We start from the raw sequence: 18,967 nt of genomic DNA on the forward strand, positions 1-18,967 counted from the left end.
TGAACGCGCAGCGAAGCGGCCTGCCGGTGGCCCTAGGCCGCGTTCAGCGCTTGCCGAGGCCGGCGCGACGCTCCACTATCGAGTCACCTGCACTGTTGGATGTATACGCGTGACTGCCCTTCTGCTCGCCCTCTGGCCTTTGTTCGCCCTGATCGTCGCCGGCTATTTCCTGCGCCTGCGTGCCTTTCCCAGCGAGGAGTTCTGGCCGGGTGCTGAACGCATCAACTATTTCGTGCTCTTCCCCGCCCTGCTGTTCAGCAGTTTGGCCACCGCCCCCCTGGATAATTCTGCACTGCCGCGCCTGGCCGCTGCCGTGATGCTGGGCCTGGGTGCTGCGTGGCTTGTATTGCTGATCATGAGAAGGGTCCGCGGCTGGCCCGCGGCGCGCTTTGGCGCGTTTGCGCAGGGAGGGCTGCGTTTCAACACCTACCTTGGTCTCGCGGCCGTGGGCAGTCTGTTTGGCAAGGAAGGCTTAGCACTGGCAGCGCTGATGCTGGCGCTGATGGTTCCCACGGTAAATGTCATGTCGGTGTGGGCGCTGACAGCCGAGCGCGGCGTCAGTGTCCGCTCGTTGCTGCTGCCGATCGCAAAGAACCCGTTGATCCTCGCTTGCGTCGCCGGCGCCCTGATCAACTTCTCGGGCCTGGGCTTGCCCGGCGGAACCGATCGGCTGCTGAGCCTTCTCGCGGCGGCCAGCCTGCCCCTGGGTCTGTTGTGTGTGGGTGCTGCGCTGAAACCGAGGGAGCTTGGCGGCGAAATCCCCGCGCTTGGCTGGAACAGCGTCCTGCGCCTGTTGGCTGTCCCATTGCTGGCATACGCGGTAGCCCGGCTGCTCAACCTGCCAGCAATGGAGACGACCATCATCGTCTTGTTCTTCGCGCTGCCTACTGCACCCACTGCCTATGTGCTGACGCGTCAGCTTGGCGGCGACAGCCATCTCATGGCTGGCATCATTACCCTGCAGACACTTCTGGCGGCGGCCAGTCTGCCGCTCGTGCTGACGCTGCTCAATGGCTGATTAGCGCACGACCTGTCCACGGAGCAGGTGCAGCAGCATCAGCGCCGCGCCGAGCCCCAGCGCACAGAGTGCAAGCAGCGGACCGAGATAACCCAATGCGTCTTGCAACCAGCCGAGCAACTGGTGGACCCACACCCGCCGTGACGCCTCGGCCGCTACGTAGCCCCCCTGCTGCCAGACCTTAAAGGCAGCATGCAGCGGGATCAGCGCCAGCGGCAGCAGAATCAGACACAGCCAATAGCCGCTCCGTCGATACGCACCCAGCAAACCCCAGGGCAGGAAGGCGGCACGGATGAGGCAAAAAAAGCAGACGATGTAATAACCAACCAGCAGCAGAAAAAAGCCATTGGCCACTGACGGATCGAGCCAGAGCTCGCGCAGCGCGGCCGCCGTAAGCGACACGCTGAGCAGGGCCCAAATCACAAGGAATAATTTTTTCATCACGCGTTCCGTTGATCGGCTTTCGACGAACTGGCATCGGAACAGAATTCTGCGGCCCAAACGCACAACCGTTTCACGAAACTGGCGGGGATGCGCAGCGATCATGCTGGCTTCGAGCAGCTGCGCACGCCGTCAGAACAAGCTGAGTTGGTCGCCTTCAGGCTCGACAGGCGACGGACGAGCTCGCTGCTCGGCGATTGCGGTCGGCCTCGCTTGCAGTGCTAGCCGCTCGGCTAGCCCCGCGGCCCGTTCGGCACGGGTGTTTACCGCCTCAGCGAGGCGTGCCGGCAAAGCCCAGATCTCCACCTTGCGTTTGGCCCGAGTGATGCCGGTATAGAACAGCGAGCGCGTCAGCAGCGGGCTGGGCTGTTCCGGCAACGCCAGCAGCACTTCGGCGAACTCCGAGCCCTGACTTTTGTGCACAGTCATGGCGAAGGCGCTGTCGTGGCTCGGCAACCGTGCCGGGGCGAAGCCGCGATAGCCCTCGTCGCCCTCGAAGAACACCCGCAGGCCCTGCTCGGTTTTCAGGCACAGGCCGATATCGCCGTTGAACAGGCCCAGGGCGTAGTCGTTCTGCCGGACCATCACTGCGCGGCCGGGATACCAGCGTTCGCGTGCCGGGACGCCGAGGCGGCGTTTGAAACGCGCCTCCAACGCCTCGTTGATGCCGGTAACGCCGAAAGCGCCTTCGCGCTGGGCTGTCAGTGCACGGAAGCCATTGAAGGCATCGAATGCCCCGCTCGGATCAGCGTGGCGTGCGGCCTGTAGATACGGCGTGTAGCCCTGCTCCAGGCGCTCAATCAACGTATTAGGGCTCGGCATCGCATTCCACGCCAAATCCGCGCGCCCCTCTTGCAGCAACGCGATGGTGCCTTTGCCATCCCCGGCATTGATTCGCCGCGCCAGCTCGCCGATCCCGCTGTCGCCGGCGAAGCGGTGGCTGTGGGTGAGCAGCACCACCGCATCGCCGAGGCGCGAGCGCGGCGTCTCGACCGGTACGGCCTGCCCGGTAATGCGTTGCAGATCAGCCGCGGCCTGGCTATCGAAACCGCGCCCTTCACAGAGTTCGGCGAACACCGCGCCTGCCTCTACGGCGGCCAGCTGATCCTTGTCGCCGAGCAGGATCAACCTTGCCTTCGGCGGCAGCGCAGCGACCAGCTTGGCCATCAACGCCAGATCGACCATCGATGCCTCGTCCACCACCAGCACGTCCAGCGCCAGTGGATGGGCCGCGTCATGCCGCACCTTCGGGCTGTCACCGCGGCTGCCGAGCAGGCGATGCAGCGTGCGCGCCTCGTCCGGCAGCGCCTCCTTCACCGCGTCACTGACCGGCAGCTCGGCCTTGGCGTTGCGGATCGCTTCGGCCATGCGCGCCGCCGCTTTGCCGGTGGGCGCCGCGAGGCCGATGGCCAGGCGTTCGCCGCCGGGTTGTTCCAGCAACGCCGCCAGCAGGCGCACCACGGTGGTGGTTTTGCCGGTACCGGGACCACCGGAGATCACAGCCAGTCGCCGGCGTACCGCCTGTGCTGCCGCGAGGCGCTGCCAATCGGGGCTTTGCTGGTTGAAAGCGAACAACCGCGCCAGGCTGTCGCTCAGCTGAATTTCATCGACATCTGGTGCGTCCACTGCGCGAGTCAGCAGCTGTTCGGCCAACTGCTGTTCATAAGCCTGGTACCGGGCCAGGTAAAGCCGGTTGCCGACCAGGGTAAGCGGCGCGTAATCGTCAGGCGCACCAATCAGCGAGGAGGCTTCGAGCTGTGCGCGCCAAACGGCTAGCGAGGGCATGCTGAGATCGACATCGGGCCAGGGCCGCCTGCCGGCCAGGCGCTGGAGCGGCAGACAGACATCCCCAGATGCCAGCGCTTCACAGCAGAGCGCGGCGGCGAGCAGCACCGGCTCGGAAGCCTCCGGCTCCAGGCGTTGCAAACTGGCGACGAAGGCGCGCTCCAGGGGGCCGAGGGGTAACTCTGAACGAAGCGTCATCGGGTAGGCCTCGATACAGAAGGTGCCAGACCCAGACGGCGGTCCCAACGGTGGGCTGAAGCGGAACGCCGCCCGGCCCACCCTACGGAGATATCCGGGCGCACCGCTCGTAGGGTGGGCTTCAGCCCACCGATATGCCCGGCAGGATAAGCGTAATGAACTGGCGCAAACTGCAATCCGACGGTTTCTACAAACCCCACGCGCACCACCGCCCCTCCTCGAACAGCGCATCGGGCAGATCGTAGGGCGGGTGCAACCCGCCAAGCGTGCGGGAAGGCAACGCCAGGTATTGGCATAGCCGCAAACATCACTTGCCCTCCTCGAACAATCGATCCAGCGCATCGAGCAGCGCATCGTCCGGCCGCGCGAAGTAGACGCCGGCATCGGGCATGCCACGCAGGAACAGGTAGAAGGCGCCGCCCAGCTGTTCGTCGCGAAAATCCGCAAGGCGCTGGCGCAGGAAGCGGCGCAGCGCTACCAGATAGATCAGGTATTGCAAGTAGTAATGCTCGCCGGCCAGCGCCTGCAGCAGCCGTTCGCCGCCGTAGTAATTGGCGTCCGGGCCGAGCCAGTTGGATTTGTAGTCGGCGATGTACCAGCGGCCGTCGTGCTCGAAGGTCAGGTCGATGAAGCCCTTGAGAAACCCCTTGAGACTGTCGAACTCCAGCCGCGCCGCCGCTTCGCGCAAGGGTTCGGCGAGGCCGTTGGCCGGATCGACCAATAGGCTGCGCAGCCGCGTCACGTCGAGGTCCCGTACCGGAAAAGTGAAGCCGAGTTCGGGCAGGCGTCTGGCCGACTGCAACGCGGCGAGGGTCAGGCCGCCGCCATCCATATCGGTGTCGAGCACCTTTTGCAGATGGCTGATGGCGATTTCCTTCCACTCCAGCGGCAGACCGTAGGCCTGCAAAGCGGGTTCGACCAGCGCGTCCAGCTCGCCTTTGCCTCGCGCCCAGTCTTCGAGGATCGCGTGCAGGCAGGTACCGGCACGGGCTCCGCGGGGAAAGGCGAAGAAGCCACTGCCCGGCTCGCCGGCATCGGGGATGGCCAAGGCGTCGCGGTCGGGCGCTTCCATATGCATGCCGGCCGCAAGGCCGGAAAAGCTGCCGATCCGCCAGGCGCTGTGCAGGCTGCGATTGAGCTGCGACAACTGCTGAGGCGGCGCCGCACGGCCGGGCCCTTCGGCACTGGCTTCACGCAGCTCCAGCGGCACGCAGGCCATATGGCCTTCGCTTCCCTGCACCAGTCGCTCGATGGCCAGGCGCAGGCTTCCACCGTTGAGATCGGCCAGATGATTGCCCAGCTCGGTCAACGGTTGCTCGCCAGGCAGTTCGCGGCCGTGTAGCAGCCAGGCCAGGGCGCTGCTGTGCAGACCTTCGTCGGCCAGGCTGCCGTCCTTCTTCGGCTTGCACAGGTTGACCGGTCCCCAATGCAGCCAGAGCCGATCACGGGCGCGAGTCAGTGCGACGTAGGCCAGCCGTAGCTGCTCGGCGAAGACTTCCTGGCGGGCGCGTTCGAGGTTGTCCTCCAGCTCGTCGCTGCCCAAGTCCAGCAGCGGCTGGCCGCTGGCATCGTGGCAACGGGCGCTGTCGCGGTTCTTGCCGAGCAGCTTGCCGTCCCACAGGAAGGGGCAGAACACCAGCGGATATTCCAGGCCCTTGCTGGTGTGGATGGTGACGATCTGCACCCGCTCGGCATCGCTTTCCAGGCGCAGCAGGGCTTCTTCGCCGGCGCCTTCGCTGCCGCGCTGCAGGTTGAACCAGGCGAGCAGCGGCTCAAGACCCGGGCGCAGCAGGCTTTCGGCTTGCAACAGTTCGCCCAGATGCAGGAGGTTGGTCAGCCGACGTTCGCCATCGACACGCGCCAGCAGCCGTTCGGCCACCGCCTGCTCGTCGAGCCAGGCACGGAACACGCGCATAAAGCCCTGCTGCTGCCAGAGCTGGTGATATCGCTCGGCGGCTTCGCGCTCGGCGTCCCACTGCTGCTGATCGTCCTGGCAGCGGGCAAGGTCGGCGGCGCTGCGACCCAGCAGGCGCGTGGCCAGCGCATAGCGCAGCAGCCCTTCGCGACCGGGCTCGGCGTAGGCGGCGAGCACCGCGGCAAGCTCAGCCGCCTCCTCGCTGCGCCAGACGCTGTCACGCCCGCGGCGCACGCTGGGCACACCGCGGGCCGCCAGCTCGTCGGCAATCAACCCTGCCTGGCGGTGGTTGGCCACCAGCACGGCGATGTCGCCACCTTTCAGCGAAGTAAACACACCTTCCTTGTCGAAGCCGGCGCGCCCTTCCGCGGCGCCCGCCAGTTGCAGGGCGATACGCCGAGCCGTGTCGCTTGCGGCCAGCTGCGCGGCCTCGCCCTTGCCCAGCGGATCGTCGCCCAGCCAGACCAACGCCAGCGGCGCGGCTTCGCCCTCGCCTACCAAATGCAGGCTGGCCCGCGGCTTGTCGGCCGCGCCTACCGCTGGATAGCGCAGATCAGGCTGGGCGAACGGCTGCGGATGGTCGAACAGCTGGTTCAACGCGGCGATCAAATCGGGCGTCGAGCGGTAATTGGTCGGCAGGTTGAAGGGCTCGCGATCGGCCTGCTGCTTGGCCGTCATATAGGTTGCAAGGTCCGCCCCGCGGAAGGCGTAGATCGCCTGTTTGGGATCGCCGACAAAACACAGCGACGCCTCGCCCGCCTTGGCATAGATGCGGTTGAAGATGGCGTACTGGATCGGGTCGGTGTCCTGGAATTCGTCGATCAGCGCCAGCGGATAGGTGGCGCGCAGCGAGGCCGCCAGGTCTTCGCCGACCGGCCCTTGCAGCGCCTCGTCAAGACGATTCAGCAGGTCGTCAAAGGCCAACAGCCGCTGCGCCGCCTTGCGCTCCGGCAGCTCGCGGTTGAGCCTTTCCAGCAGCGCGACCTGCAGGGCGATCAGCCGTTGCTTGCCCGCTGGCAATGCCTCGGCCACCTGATCGGCCAGCTCGTCCAGCGCATGGGCCAACTCGCACACCGGCGCGTCGAAGCCCTTCTTGCAGGCCTTGCTCAAGGCGCGCACGCCGAACTTGGCCGCGCCATCGGGTAGATCGAACATCACGGCCGGGTCGGCAAAATAGGCGTCAAGCTCGCTCCGCCAGGGCTCGAACTTGATGCCTTTGTGTGTACTTTGGCTAAGCCCACCGTGTGCCCGGAGCTCAGCGATCCAGGCAGTGCCCGCTTCTATCCACAGATCGGCGGCGCGTTGCCAAGCGGCCTCGACCGGACGCAGGTCGGCGGCGACCGGCGCACCCTGCGGTTCCACGCGCAAGTAAGGCTTGCCCAGGTGACTGCGCAACCGTTGGCGCAGCCACTGCGGGGCGATCCGGCTCTTGGCCAGGAAGCGCGCCCAGGCCGGATCGGCATCGGCCAGCTCGCTGCGCCAGGCATCGGCGAGCAGGGCATCGATGATCTCGCGGTCGTCGGCGGTCAGCTCGCTGTCGAAATCTCCACCGGCCTCGAACGCGGCATCCTGCAGCGCGCGCTGGCAAAAGCCGTGAATGGTGAAGATCGCCGCTTCGTCGAAGCCATGCACGGCCAGCAACAGGCGGCGGCGCGAGGCTTCATCCGGGTAGCGCGCGTGCAAGCGGTTGAGGAAATCGTCGCTGCTCGGCGTGCCTTCATACACGGCAAGCAGATCGGCCAGCCGCGCACGGATGCGTTCGCGCAGCTCGGCGGTGGCGGCGGTGGTGTAGGTGACCACCAGGATCTGCCCCACCGACAGCTGCCGCTCCAGCAACAGGCGCGCATAGAGCGCGGTCAGCGTCCAGGTCTTGCCGGTGCCGGCGCTGGCCTCGATCAGCGAGCGGCCATCGAAGGGCGAATCGAGCAGGTCGAGTTTCATGCTTCATCTTCCTCGTCGGCCAGGGCATCCAGAGCCGGACCAATCAACTGTTCGGCCAGGTTCTCGAAACGCTCATCCAGCGGATCGCGGTCACGGAAGGCCAGCGCGTTCCAGGGGTCTTCGGCCTCGGCGGCGATGGGGCTGAACTCGGCACCCAGCCAGGCTTCACGGGCGCGCTTGCGGGCGCAGTCGAGTGGTTCGCTGCCACGGGTCGGCTTGCGGTAGCCCTTGGCAAAGGCGTGACTGCTGCGCGGCAACAACGGCAACGGCTCACGAATCGCACAGCGATAGGCGGCCAGCCAGGGTTCGAGCAGCTCGGCGGCATTGGCCAGCGGTCCCAGTTGCCAGTCACCAGCAGGCGACAGCATCAGGCTGTGACGTTCGATACCCGGCGTGGCGGACAGGTTGAGCAGCAGATGGCGCAGCCAGAACGGCGGCAAGTCCCATTCGCCCAACTTGCCCAGCTTCCAACCGAACAGTCCGGCCGGGGTCACGCCATCGAGCCAGCCATGGATACGCACGCCGGCCAGGGTGATGTCCACCGGCAGCGGCTCGGGCACCGCTTCCGGGCGCAGTTCGAACAGGCGCGGCGCAAAGGCACGCACCGGCCCGCGCAGCTTGCCCCACAGCGCCTGGCCCAACTCGCCCGTCGGCAGCCAGCCGGCCGCACAAGCCATGCGCCGTTCGTCTTCGTCACTCCAGCCGTGTTCCATCGCCTGCAGCGACAGCCGACGCAGGCCGTTCCAGGCTGGCATCTCCAAATCGAACGGCTCGTCGCTGGCGAGCGATTCCTGGTCATCGGCCAGACGCAGACCAAGGCGTTGCTCGAGCAGGAAGCGCGCCGGGTGGCGGAAGCACTGCAGCAGCTGGGAGGGTTCGATGGTCAGCCAGGCCTCGTCGGGCTCTGCGAGCAGGCTGGCGAACGGCTGCGGCTGGGTTTGAGGTGGCTCGGCCAAGCGCTGGGCGGCGCGGAACCAGGGCAGCGAGAAACCGGCGCAGGGCACTTGGCCGAAGTTGCGTGGTGAGAACGGCTGCAGCGGATGCGCGATAAGGATCTTTTCGCTGGCTTTGGGTGGTGTCGACTGCGCGGCAGTGGTGCTGGCCGGTTCGCGAGCAAGCTCGCTCCTACAAACGGCGGTCATGTCGACCGCTTCCAGCACTTCGCTGAGCAGCACCGACGGTGGCAGTACGGCATTGTCCCGCGGGTCGCGGCCGACATAGGACAGGTACAGCGCCTCTCGCGCCGAGAGCAGGGTTTCCAGCAGCAGATAGCGGTCATCGAGACGTCGTGCACGATCCCCGCGCCGTGGATGGCGGCCGATCAAATCGAAGCCCGACGGCGGTGTGCGCCGCGGGAAGGCGCCGTCGTCCAGGCCGAGCAGGCAGACCACGCGGAACGGCAAGCTGCGCATCGGCACCATCGTGCAGAAGGTCACCGCACCGGTAAGAAAGCCCGAGGCGCCGCCGCCCTGCTGCAAGGCAGCGCTGAGCTGCTGGTGCACCAGTTCCAGTTCGATGGGTCGGGTGAGATCAGCGGCCTGGGCCTGATCGCGCAACGCCGCGCAGGCCTGGGATAGCAAGAGCAACGTGTCGCCGGCTTCACGCTCGTCAAACAGGGTGTCGATCAGGACTTGCAAGTCATCCGCCCACTCGGCCAACGGACGAGGCCGCGCCAGCTGGTCGGCCAGCGTGCCGAGCCGATCGACGAATTCCACCAGCCGCCCCAGCAACTGCCCGCGGGCGCCTTCCAGCGCATCCAGCGGCCAGTGCTCGCCGAGCAGCGGCGCGTGGTCGCCAGCCAGTTGCGGCGGCGCGGCGAAGCCCAGCAGCAGTCGGTCCAGCCCCTGGCGCCAGGTAAAGGCTGATTCGTCGGGCAAGCCCAGGCGAACACGCTGGCTGCCGTCACGCCCCCAGCGCACACCGGCTTCCCGCAACCAGTCGCGCAACAGCGGCAGGTCTTCGCTTTCGATTCCGGCGCGACGGGCGATGGCGGGCTGCTCCAGCCAGGCGAGGATTTCCTCGGCGGCAAAACGACTCTGCGCCAGCATCAGCAATTCAAGGAAGGCCTCGATCAGCGGCATTTCGGCGCGCAGGCTGCGGTCGGCGAGGCTGTAGGGAATCCGCGGGCTGCCCTCGCGTGGGGCGAATACGGCTTCGATAAAGGGTGCGTAGCGCTCGATATCCGGGGTCAGCACCACCACCTGATCGGGCGTCAGCGCCGGGTTGGCGGCGAAGCGCGCCAGCAGCTGGTCATGCAGGATTTCCACCTCGCGCAGCGGCGAGTGGGCGATATGCACTTCCAGCGAGCGGTCGTCCTCGGCCAGGGTGATGCGCTCATCGGGCAAGCGGGTGCGCAGGCGAAGGATGTCGTTCTGCAAGGCGTGCAGCAGGCTGTCATCGCGCAGGTCTTCGTCTTCGGAATACAGGCCGAACTCCTGGCTGCCCTCGCTGGCGGTCAGGCTGAACAGGGAATCGAAGAAGTCCCGGCCCTGCTTGCCGAGACTGGCCAGCAGCGGATGGCCGACATCGAGATACCAATCATCAGCGCCGCTCTCGGGCTGGCGTGCCAACTCGCGGATATCACGGATCTCGCCCCAGGCTTCGCGGCTCGGGTTAAGCGCGCAGACCACCACGTCGATATGCCGCGCCAGACCATCGAGCACGCGCAGGTGGTGCGGCGGCAGGCTGCTGATGCCGAACACCAGCAGGCGCTCGGGCAAGCCGGGCAAGGGTTCGTCCCTGTAGAGCCGCTGCAGCAGATCATCGAGCAGCCGCGCACGGTGCGGATGCCCGTCCTTGGTCAGCTCGCGCCAGAGCAGCGCCTGCCAGCCTTCGTCCGGGCCGAGATCGAAGGTATCGCCACGCTCCCAGGCGGCCAGCCAGTCGTCGCGATAAAGCAGGTATTGGTCGAAGACGTCGGCGATCTTGGCCGCCAGCGACAACCGCCGGCGCTCATCGCCGCCGTCGAGGTACTGCGCCAGGCGCGGCGCCAGCTCGAGATTGGCCGCCTCGCAGAGCCAGCCGTAGAGGCGCCAGGTCAGGGTCGTCGGAGAGAACGCCGATTGTTCGGGCAGGCTGCCAAGCACCGTGCGGCTCAGGTCCCAGACGAACTTGGCCGGCAACTGCATCTCCAGCTGCATGGCGATTCCCTGCTTGCGCGCCAGTTCCAGCGTCAGCCAGCGGCCCATACCCTGGCTCGGTACCACCACCAGCGCCGGGGCGAAGGGATCGGCGAGCGGCTGGGCGAGCAGGCGCGTGGCCAGTTCGCCGAGGGTTTCGAGGTCAGGGGCGTGGTAGAGGCTGAGCATTGGGGGCGGCTTCGACTGGATCAGCGGGCAAGGGTAGCAAGTTCCGGTTGCGCAGCGGTGCCGCAACGGCATACGCAGATGGCCGGTGCGACGTTCTTGACGAGCTTTCGCAGCAACCCAACGAACCCTGTGATCAGAACGCCTCAATAGCCATACGCCCAGCGGGAAATTCCATGTACGTCGGCAGCCTGTCGCCTGCCTCAGACTAGGCGCCAACCGGAGCGTGCTGATGCTCTTGGGTGTTGCGCTCGGCATAGGCGCCCTCGCCCATGCTGCGACTGACAAAACGTCTGCGAAAGCATTCCGATGCCCCGGCACGCCCTGTTCAAAACAGTTGATCGCGATGGCCAAGGACATTGGAGCTGACGACGAGGTCTGGCGAAACTCGCCGACCAACGCAGTCGAAAAGAAGCATTTATTAATTCGTTGGGTCGAGGATGTGCCGCTCGGTGTGGGCTGCCACACGCCGAACTGAAACAGGCGCAGCGGTTCATGACGATTTTATGAACGGCCGGGCTACGGCAATGGTCAACCGGGTATACCCACCGTTATCCCGTGTCGTTTCCGACGCGGGGTCACCGTGCCCGTTGTTCATACCGCCGACGGAGGCCGTGCCTGATGTTGACGCTGTTGCACCTGCTGTCCTCCATCGCCCTGCTGGTTTGGGGTGCGCACATCGTGCGCACCGGGATCATGCGGGTGTATGGCTCGCATTTGCGGCGGTTACTCGGGCACAGCATGGCCAATGCGCCGGCGGCTTTTGGCGCTGGCATCGGCGTCACCGCGCTGGTGCAGAGCAGCAACGCCACCGCCCTGCTGGCGATATCCTTCGTCGCGCAGGGGCTGATGGCGCTGCCGACAGCGCTGGCGATCATGCTCGGCGCCGATGTCGGTACGGCTCTGATGGCGCGCGTTCTAACGCTTGATCTCTCGTGGCTTTCGCCATTGTTCACCCTGATCGGTGTCTGTCTGTTTCTGTCACGCAAGCAAACCCGCGCCGGTCAGCTGGGTCGCGTCATGATCGGGCTTGGCCTGATCATTCTGGCGCTGCAACTGATCGTGTCCGCCGCCGAGCCCATCACCGAAGCGCGTGGCATGCGCGTGCTGTTTTCGTCACTGGCTGGCGATACGCTGCTGGCGGTGGTTGTGGGTGCGCTGTTTGCCGTGCTGTCGTACTCGAGCCTTGCCGCGGTGCTGCTCACCGCGACGCTGGCCAGTGCTGGGTTGATCAGCTTGCCGGTGGCGCTTGGCGTGATCATCGGTGCGAACGTTGGCAGCGGCGTGCTGGCGTGGTTCAACGCGGCGCCGCAACCGGTGCCCGCCCGCCGGGTGGCGCTGGGCAATTTGTTGTACAAGCTCGCCGGTCTGGTTGTGCTGCCTTTTATGCCGGTGCTCGTCGAGTGGATGGCGACATGGGGGTTCAGCGCACAAACGCAGGTCATCGCCTTTCACTTGGCTTACAACTCGTTGCGCTGCCTGCTGTTGCTGCCCACCGTGAATGTGATGGCCAAGCTCTGTGAGCGCCTGCTGCCGGAACGCGCACTGGACAACGGCATCGCGCAGCCGCGCCATCTCGACCCGGCCGCTCTCGATACCCCGACCCTCGCACTGGCCAATGCCACACGCGAAACCCTGCGCATCGGTGATCTGGTCGAAACCATGCTTGCGCGGCTGCTGGAAGTGTTGCGCGAAGACCGGCCGGAGCCAGGCGAGGAGATCCGACGGCTGGACGATGACGTCGATGCGCTCTACAGCGGGGTCAAGCTTTACCTCGCGCGCATGCCACGTGAAGACCTGGCCGAGCAGGAGAGCCGGCGCTGGGCAGAGATCATCGAACTGGCGATCAACCTGGAGCAGGCCGGCGACATCATCGAGCACATGCTGGGCAAAGTGCAGAACATCAAGACGTCCAAGCGTCGCTCGTTCTCTGATACTGGGCTGGATGAGCTCAGCCAGCTGCACGGGCTGCTCAGCGCTAATCTCAGCCTTGGCCTATCGGTGTTCCTGTCCGGTGATTCGCACAGCGCCCGCCAGCTGCTGCAGCAGAAGCGACAGTTTCGCAAGCGCGAGCGCGAGCTGGCACATGCCCACGTTCACCGATTGCATCAGCAAGTGGTGGAGAGCATCGAGACCAGCGCGGCCCATCTCGAGCTGATCGCCGACATGAAGCGCCTGAATTCGTTGTTCTGCAGCGCAGCCTATCCGGCACTGGAAGGTCCTGGCACGGGGAAACCACGTGGCGCCGGTGAAAGCCAGGCGATGCGCGACGCACGAATCAAACAGCCGATGCCGACCGGCAAACCGGCCTGATCGCCTGACCGGTGCATGGGCATTGCCGACCCAATGCGCGCCGATCACCGACCATAAAAAACCCCGGCGATGCATGACATGGCCGGGGTTGCGTCAACGAAACGGAGCGATCAGTGCCGCTGACGTCGGCGCTGCATCCAGACCACCAAACCGAACAAGAGCAAGGCCGGTAGCCACATCCATTCCTTGGCCCAGCGGTCGGTCGGCGCACGCACCGCAAGGATCTCCTGATCGAACTGCAGGCCGAGCTCGGCGGCAGGGCTGCCGAAGGTCACGCTGTCGATCAGCACCTTGTCGCCTTCCTCGTAGGTCATCAGGCCAAGCTTCTCCAGCTTCTCCTCACCGGTTTCGCCATCGGGGATCGCGACCAGCAGGCTGAACTCACGCACATCACCCACTGCATCCTCACCACGAATTCGCAGGCGTAGCTGGCTGTCTTCATCGACCGCCTCCAGCGCTTGCACCAACTGCGTCGGGGGAATGTCACGGTAGGGGTCGTGCACGATGTCCATCCAGAAGCCCGGCCGGAACAGCGTGAAGGCAACCAGCAGCAGCAGGATGTTTTCGTACCAGCGGCTCCGTACGAGGAAGTAACCCTGGGTCCCTGCCGCAAAGATCAGCATCGCCAGCGTCGCGATGATGAAGATCACCACGCCGTGCCAGAAGTCCACGTCGATCAGCAACAAGTCAGTGTTGAAGATGAACAGGAACGGCAACGCGGCGGTACGCAGGCTGTAATAAAAGGCCACGACGCCGGTCTTGATCGGATCGCCCTTGGATACCGCGGCCGCGGCGAACGAAGCCAGGCCAACCGGGGGCGTAACGTCGGCCATGATGCCGAAGTAGAAGACGAACAGATGCACCGCAATCAGCGGCACGATCAATCCGCTCTGCTGACCCAGCGCCACGACCACCGGCGCCAGCAAGCTGGACACCACGATGTAGTTGGCAGTGGTGGGCAAGCCCATGCCGAGGATCAGGCTGAGGAACGCGGTGAGCAGCAACATCAGCATCAGGTTGCCCATGGACAGCAGCTCGACCAGATCAGCCAGAACCAGGCCGACGCCCGTTTGCGACACGGCGCCCACGATGATTCCGGCCGCCGCGGTGGCGATGCCGATACCGATCATGTTGCGCGCACCGGCAATCAGGCCTTCGCGCAGATCGACCATGCCATCCATGAACGTCCCGTGCTGATGGGCCCCGTCACGGCGCATCCAGCTGAGTAACGGGCGCTGGGTCAGCAGAATGATGATGAGTATCACCGAGCCCCAGAACGCGGAAAGGCCCGGAGACAGACGTTCAACCATCAGGCACCAGACCAGCACCACGACCGGGAGCAGAAAATGCAGGCCGGACAGCAATACCGGACGCGTTTCCGGCAACTTCTCAAGCGGCGCGTCGGGGTCCTCGGCGGGCAGCGGCGGATTGCTTGCCGCGACCTTCAACAGCACCAGATAAACCGCCGCGACCAACGCACCAATCACCCAGATCGCCGCATCGCCCAGGGCAGGCTTGAGCCAGCCGAGGCCGTAGTACACGCCCAGCGACACACCGGAAATCAACGCAACACCAAAGGCAAAGCCGATCAGCCGCTGCATCCACGGTTTGGCCACGTTGGCCCGCGGCAGCGCGGTGAGGCCGAGCTTCAGTGATTCAAGGTGAACGATGTACACCAGCGCGATATAGGAGATCAGCGCTGGCAAAAACGCGTGCTTGATGACCTCGACGTAAGGGATGCCGACGTACTCGACCATCAGGAACGCCGCAGCGCCCATGACCGGCGGCATGATCTGGCCGTTCACCGACGACGCCACTTCCACCGCGCCGGCTTTCTCGGCCGAGAAGCCGGTGCGCTTCATCATCGGTATGGTGAAGGTGCCGGTAGTCACCACGTTGGCGATGGACGAACCGGAGATCAGGCCGGTCATTCCTGACGCCACAACCGCCGCCTTGGCCGGGCCGCCGCGGAAATGGCCAAGCATGCTGAACGCCAGCTGAATGAAATAGTGCCCCGCACCGGCGCGCTCGAGCAGCGCTCCGAAGAGAACGAAAAGAAAAACGAAACTGGTCGAAACGCCGAGCGCGATGCCGAACACACCCTCGGTAGTGATCCACTGGTGGTTGGCCAGGGCCGTGAAACTGACGCCACGGTGCGCCAGCAAACCAGGCATATAAGGACCAGCGAGGCTGTAGCCGAGGAACACCAGCGCGATCACGGCCAGTGCCGGACCCAACGCGCGGCGCGTGGCTTCCAGCAGCAGCGGAATGCCGATGCAGGCGGTCACCAGGTCCATCGTGGTGAGGTTGCCAGGGCGCTGAGCCAGCTGTTCATACGCGATGAACAGGTAACCGGCACTGGCGGCGGCGATCAAACCGAGCGCGATATCAATCAGTGGCACCCGGTCACGCGGCGAACGCTTGAAGGCCGGGTAGGCGAGAAATGCGAGCAGCAACGCGAACGCCAGGTGAATTGATCGCGCCTCTGTGTTGTTGAACACGCCAATGCGCAGCATGAAGGGCAACGGCGAGGCGATCCACAGCTGGAAAAGCGACCAGAGCAGCGCGAGGCCAGCGATGAGCTTGGCCATCGCGCCGGGCGGCATACGGGCGCCCACATCCTTGGCGATCAGCTCTTCAGTGGAAAGATGGTTGTCTTGCATGAAATGTGGCCTGTTTTTCAGGGAACGGAACCGCGAAAACCCGCGGCACAAGCACGCGGGTTTTCAGGCGACAGCCGCGGACGGGTGACCGCCCACGACGATGCAGCGAGCCGTAAGGCCGTTACATCCAGCCCCGTTCCTTGTAGTAGCGCACGGCGCCGTCATGCAGCGGAGCGGACAGGCCAACCTTGATCATGTCTTCCGGCTTCAGGTCTTTGAACGCAGGGTGCAGACGCTGGAAGCGCTCGATGTTCTCGAACACCGACTTGACCAGCTTGTAGACCACCTCTTCGTCAACCTTGGACGTGGTGGAAAGCACCGCTTTGCCACCGATCGACTGCGTGGCGCTGTCGTTGCCCTTGTACATGCCACCTGGGATTTCAGCCTTGGTGTAGTAGCTCTTCTCAGACAGCAGCTTGTCAATTTCCGGGCCGGTAATCGGTACCAGAACGGCGTCGACAGTGGTGGTGGCTTCCTGAATCGCGCCATTCGGGTGACCGACGAAGTAGGTCATGGCATCGATGTTGTTGTCGCCCAGTGCGCTCGCCTGCTCGGCGGGCTTCAGCTCGGCGGCCAGTGAGAAGGCCGACTTGTCCCAGCCCTTCTGGTTCATGATTTCTTCAAGGGTGTCGCGCTGACCGGAACCGGGGTTACCGATGTTGACGCGCTTGCCTTTCAGATCATCGAGACTCTTGATGTTGGCATCGCGGCGTGCCAGCACGGTGAAGACTTCGCTTTGCAGCGAGAAGACCGCACGGATGTCATCCATCGCACCTTCGTTCTTGAACGGCTCGAGGCCTTCCATCGCCTTGTACTGATGGTCGGACTGCATGATGCCGAAGTTGAACTCGCCGCTGCGCAGACCGTTGACGTTGGCTACGCCGCCACCGCTGGCGGGGGCGTTGCACTTCAGATCTTCGGCGTTACGGTTGACGAAGCGGCAGATCGACTGCCCCGCCACGTAATAGACGCCTGTCTGACCACCGGTGCCGATGGTCACGAATTGCTCTTGCGCCTGAGCAACACTGCTCAAACCAGTCCCCGCCAATGCGGCGGAAAATATCCATGCCAAGGATTTGCCTTTCATGGATCCACTCCTTTATTGGTTGTTTTGGAATTGCCCCGCTGGCCTCGTGAGCCACGCGAGAAGTCTGGAGTCTAGCAGGCCAGCCGTTTCAGCGAGTAATGCGTGTCGTGAGCACGCGCTGTACCGACGCTATGCAGCCGTACCGAGCGTTTGGACTCAACCCGGCTATGGGCGTTCCGCCGTGCACCGGGGCGGTTAGGTTGTGAATTTTTGACGAACTAAAGAATGAGCCTAGTACAGCCGATGAATGTGTCCTGGGTTCCGATAGATGGAGCAGCCGTTGAGGCGCTCGCCAGTAGTATCAAATCGACATTACCCGTATCGTTCCTATGTCTATTTTCGCCACCTTCGACTGCCCGCAGCCCTTAGAGCAGCGGTCAACGGGACCGTCATCCATGCGCCTCTGTCTGTTCCTGCTTTGCTGCTTTCTTGCCGTCTTCGTGGGCGTTTTGCCGGGCCAGGGCAACGCCGCCGTAGCACCAGGCATGGTCAGCAAAGGCGGCATCGCGCCGCATGTCGATGCCATCGAGTGGGTCGCCGGGCATCCGGACGCTGACTTCGAGGCGGCCCATAGTGCCGAGTGGTCATGGCAGCCGCTGGAAAAACCCAACCTGGGCAAGCAAGCGGACGGCACGTGGCTGCGCTTCATGATCGACAGCGAGGCGCTACACACCCGCACGTGGTACCTGAGCCTGAAATGGCCGGTGCTCGACGAAGTGCGCGTGCGCCTGTTCTTTCCCAACGAGAACAGGTGGGGACCGCTGATGCGGGCCGGCGATCACGTTCCGATGCGTGACCAGCCGATCACCGACCAGAACCTGGTCTTTCCCTTCGAGCTGAGCGCTAACGATCGCGCGGTGGTGTATATGCAGGTGCGTGCGCGCGAGCTCATCGCGCTGCCGCTGGTCATATCGGATGACGCGGGATTCGCTGCCAGCAAAATCGTCGATGTTGCGATGATCAGCCTGTTCTTCGGCGGCATGCTGGTGATTCTGCTCTACAACAGCAGCCTGTTCTTCTTCACCCGAGACATGAGCTATCTGCTGTATGTCATCTACCTGCTCAGCGCGCTGTTCTATGTGCTGGCCCTGACCGGTTTCGGACGGTTGTTTCTGTGGCCGGAAACGCCGCCCATTGCCCATCGCTTCTATGGCCTGTCCGCGGCGCTGTGCTTCTTCACGCCGCTACTGTTCGCTGCACGCTTCCTCAACGTTCGACGCTACGGCGGCTGGGTCTGGCTGGTGACCTGGCTGCTGATGGCGTACTGGGGCATGGTGATACTCGTAACCCTGCTTGCCCCAGGGTTTGCAAGCTATCTGGCCATCGAGCCGATGGCGCTGGTTCACTGCATCCTGACGATGGCCGCCGTGATCAGCCTGTGGGTCCGGGGTAATCCGTCGGCGCGATTGTTCACGATTGCCTGGTCGACCTTGCTGGTTGCCACCATCGCTCACCTGCTGGCACTCGAAGGCCTGCTGCCGCTGAATGCGCTGACCCTTCATGGCCAACTGATTGGCATGTTCTCGGAATTCGTTCTGCTGTCGATGGCGCTGGCCCAGCGCATCAACCACGAGCGTGACCGCCGCATTCTCGCGCAGCAAAGCGCTTTGCACGCCTCCGAGGCGCTGGCCCATGAGCGTGAGTCGCGCCTGCTCGCACAACAGCAGACGCTGGAGGTGCAGATGCGCACCAACGAAGTCCTCGAAGCCCGTGTGTGGGAGCGTACCCGCGCGCTTGAGGAGGCCAAGCGCGGGCTGGAACTGGTCAATGAGCAGCTCACCCGCATGAGCATCACCGATGCGCTGACTCAGCTGTCAAACCGGGGGCATTTCGACCTGATGATCGATGAGGAAATCCGTCGCGCACAGCGCATCAAGCAGCCACTGTCGGTACTGCTGCTGGACATCGACCATTTCAAGCGGGTCAACGATACCTATGGCCATCCGTTCGGTGATACCTGCTTACGCCTCGTCGCCGACGTCCTCAAACAGCACGGGCAGCGCGCTGGCGACGTGGTCGCGCGTTATGGCGGTGAGGAGTTCGTCATTGCGTTGCCGGGCATCGACAGCCACCAGGCCATCGAGCAGGCAGAGCGGATTCGTGCCGCCGTGGCAGCGCTGCACCCGGCTTGTGTTGGCACACGACTCGATCTGACCGTCAGCATCGGCGTTGCCACGCTGCAACCGCCCACGCCCTGCTCACCCAGCCAGTTGCTCGCCGCCGCCGATGCCGCGCTGTATCGAGCCAAGCGCAACGGCCGCAATCAGGTGGTGGTCGCCGATCCGGTCGAAACGCCTTAAC

Annotated in this window: 10 protein-coding genes; 4 read left to right on the forward strand and 6 right to left on the reverse strand. The window is 64.5% G+C overall.

What is annotated here, in order from left to right:
* Positions 1-103 precede the first annotated feature (103 nt).
* The gene (locus K4O48_RS18675) at positions 104-1,018 is read left to right on the forward strand and encodes an AEC family transporter (protein ID WP_222912164.1); all 915 of its coding nucleotides are present in this window, start codon (positions 104-106) and stop codon (positions 1,016-1,018) included.
* Here the strand turns inward: K4O48_RS18675 and K4O48_RS18680 are convergent, their stop codons facing one another.
* The 4 genes from K4O48_RS18680 to recC all read right to left on the reverse strand — a co-directional run bounded on the left by K4O48_RS18680 (position 1,019) and on the right by recC (position 10,606).
* Positions 1,019-1,459, reverse strand: a complete 441-nt coding sequence (locus K4O48_RS18680; RefSeq protein WP_222909830.1) for a hypothetical protein — start codon at positions 1,457-1,459, stop codon at positions 1,019-1,021.
* 132 nt (positions 1,460-1,591) lie between these two features.
* On the reverse strand, positions 1,592-3,442 hold the full coding sequence (recD, locus tag K4O48_RS18685) for an exodeoxyribonuclease V subunit alpha (protein ID WP_222909831.1): 1,851 nt from the start codon (positions 3,440-3,442) through the stop codon (positions 1,592-1,594).
* Positions 3,443-3,749: 307 nt separating this feature from the next.
* Positions 3,750-7,298, reverse strand: a complete 3,549-nt coding sequence (recB, locus tag K4O48_RS18690; RefSeq protein ID WP_222909832.1) for an exodeoxyribonuclease V subunit beta — start codon at positions 7,296-7,298, stop codon at positions 3,750-3,752.
* The gene (recC, locus tag K4O48_RS18695) at positions 7,295-10,606 is read right to left on the reverse strand and encodes an exodeoxyribonuclease V subunit gamma (RefSeq protein WP_222909833.1); all 3,312 of its coding nucleotides are present in this window, start codon (positions 10,604-10,606) and stop codon (positions 7,295-7,297) included. Before recC ends, recB begins: the two co-directional genes overlap by 4 nt.
* Positions 10,607-10,835: 229 nt before the next feature.
* On the opposite strand from recC, the gene K4O48_RS18700 reads away from it, so the two are divergent.
* Positions 10,836-11,081, forward strand: coding sequence for a hypothetical protein (locus K4O48_RS18700; protein WP_222909834.1), 246 nt, complete (start codon positions 10,836-10,838; stop codon positions 11,079-11,081).
* A gap of 143 nt (positions 11,082-11,224) precedes the next feature.
* Entirely contained in the window at positions 11,225-12,916 is a 1,692-nt protein-coding gene (locus K4O48_RS18705; RefSeq protein ID WP_222909835.1) for a Na/Pi cotransporter family protein, read from the forward strand.
* Between the two features lie 110 nt (positions 12,917-13,026).
* Here the strand turns inward: K4O48_RS18705 and K4O48_RS18710 are convergent, their stop codons facing one another.
* Together K4O48_RS18710 and K4O48_RS18715 are read right to left on the reverse strand one after the other, a co-directional pair.
* A complete protein-coding gene (locus K4O48_RS18710; RefSeq protein WP_222909836.1) occupies positions 13,027-15,579 on the reverse strand; it encodes a TRAP transporter permease in 2,553 nt (850 codons plus the stop codon).
* A 121-nt stretch (positions 15,580-15,700) separates the two neighbouring features.
* A complete protein-coding gene (locus K4O48_RS18715; protein ID WP_222909837.1) occupies positions 15,701-16,666 on the reverse strand; it encodes a TAXI family TRAP transporter solute-binding subunit in 966 nt (321 codons plus the stop codon).
* A 395-nt stretch (positions 16,667-17,061) separates the two neighbouring features.
* Here K4O48_RS18715 and K4O48_RS18720 point away from each other — a divergent pair, with 395 nt between their 5' ends.
* A complete protein-coding gene (locus K4O48_RS18720; RefSeq protein ID WP_260523665.1) occupies positions 17,062-18,966 on the forward strand; it encodes a GGDEF domain-containing protein in 1,905 nt (634 codons plus the stop codon).
* The last annotated feature ends 1 nt before the right edge of the window (position 18,967 follow it).

Source organism: Pseudomonas sp. DNDY-54 (assembly GCF_019880365.1).
GTDB lineage: Bacteria > Pseudomonadota > Gammaproteobacteria > Pseudomonadales > Pseudomonadaceae > Stutzerimonas > Stutzerimonas stutzeri_P.

Excerpts from the sequence above, each read along its gene's own strand:
- recC (WP_222909833.1), bottom strand. The coding sequence starts at position 10,606 with ATGCTCAGCCTCTACCACGCCCCTGACCTCGAAACCCTCGGCGAACTG.
- K4O48_RS18720 (WP_260523665.1), top strand. The coding sequence starts at position 17,062 with ATGCGCCTCTGTCTGTTCCTGCTTTGCTGCTTTCTTGCCGTCTTCGTG.
- K4O48_RS18700 (WP_222909834.1), top strand. The coding sequence starts at position 10,836 with ATGCTCTTGGGTGTTGCGCTCGGCATAGGCGCCCTCGCCCATGCTGCG.
- recB (WP_222909832.1), bottom strand. The coding sequence starts at position 7,298 with ATGAAACTCGACCTGCTCGATTCGCCCTTCGATGGCCGCTCGCTGATC.
- recD (WP_222909831.1), bottom strand. The coding sequence starts at position 3,442 with ATGACGCTTCGTTCAGAGTTACCCCTCGGCCCCCTGGAGCGCGCCTTC.
- K4O48_RS18710 (WP_222909836.1), bottom strand. The coding sequence starts at position 15,579 with ATGCAAGACAACCATCTTTCCACTGAAGAGCTGATCGCCAAGGATGTG.
- K4O48_RS18715 (WP_222909837.1), bottom strand. The coding sequence starts at position 16,666 with ATGAAAGGCAAATCCTTGGCATGGATATTTTCCGCCGCATTGGCGGGG.
- K4O48_RS18680 (WP_222909830.1), bottom strand. The coding sequence starts at position 1,459 with ATGAAAAAATTATTCCTTGTGATTTGGGCCCTGCTCAGCGTGTCGCTT.
- K4O48_RS18705 (WP_222909835.1), top strand. The coding sequence starts at position 11,225 with ATGTTGACGCTGTTGCACCTGCTGTCCTCCATCGCCCTGCTGGTTTGG.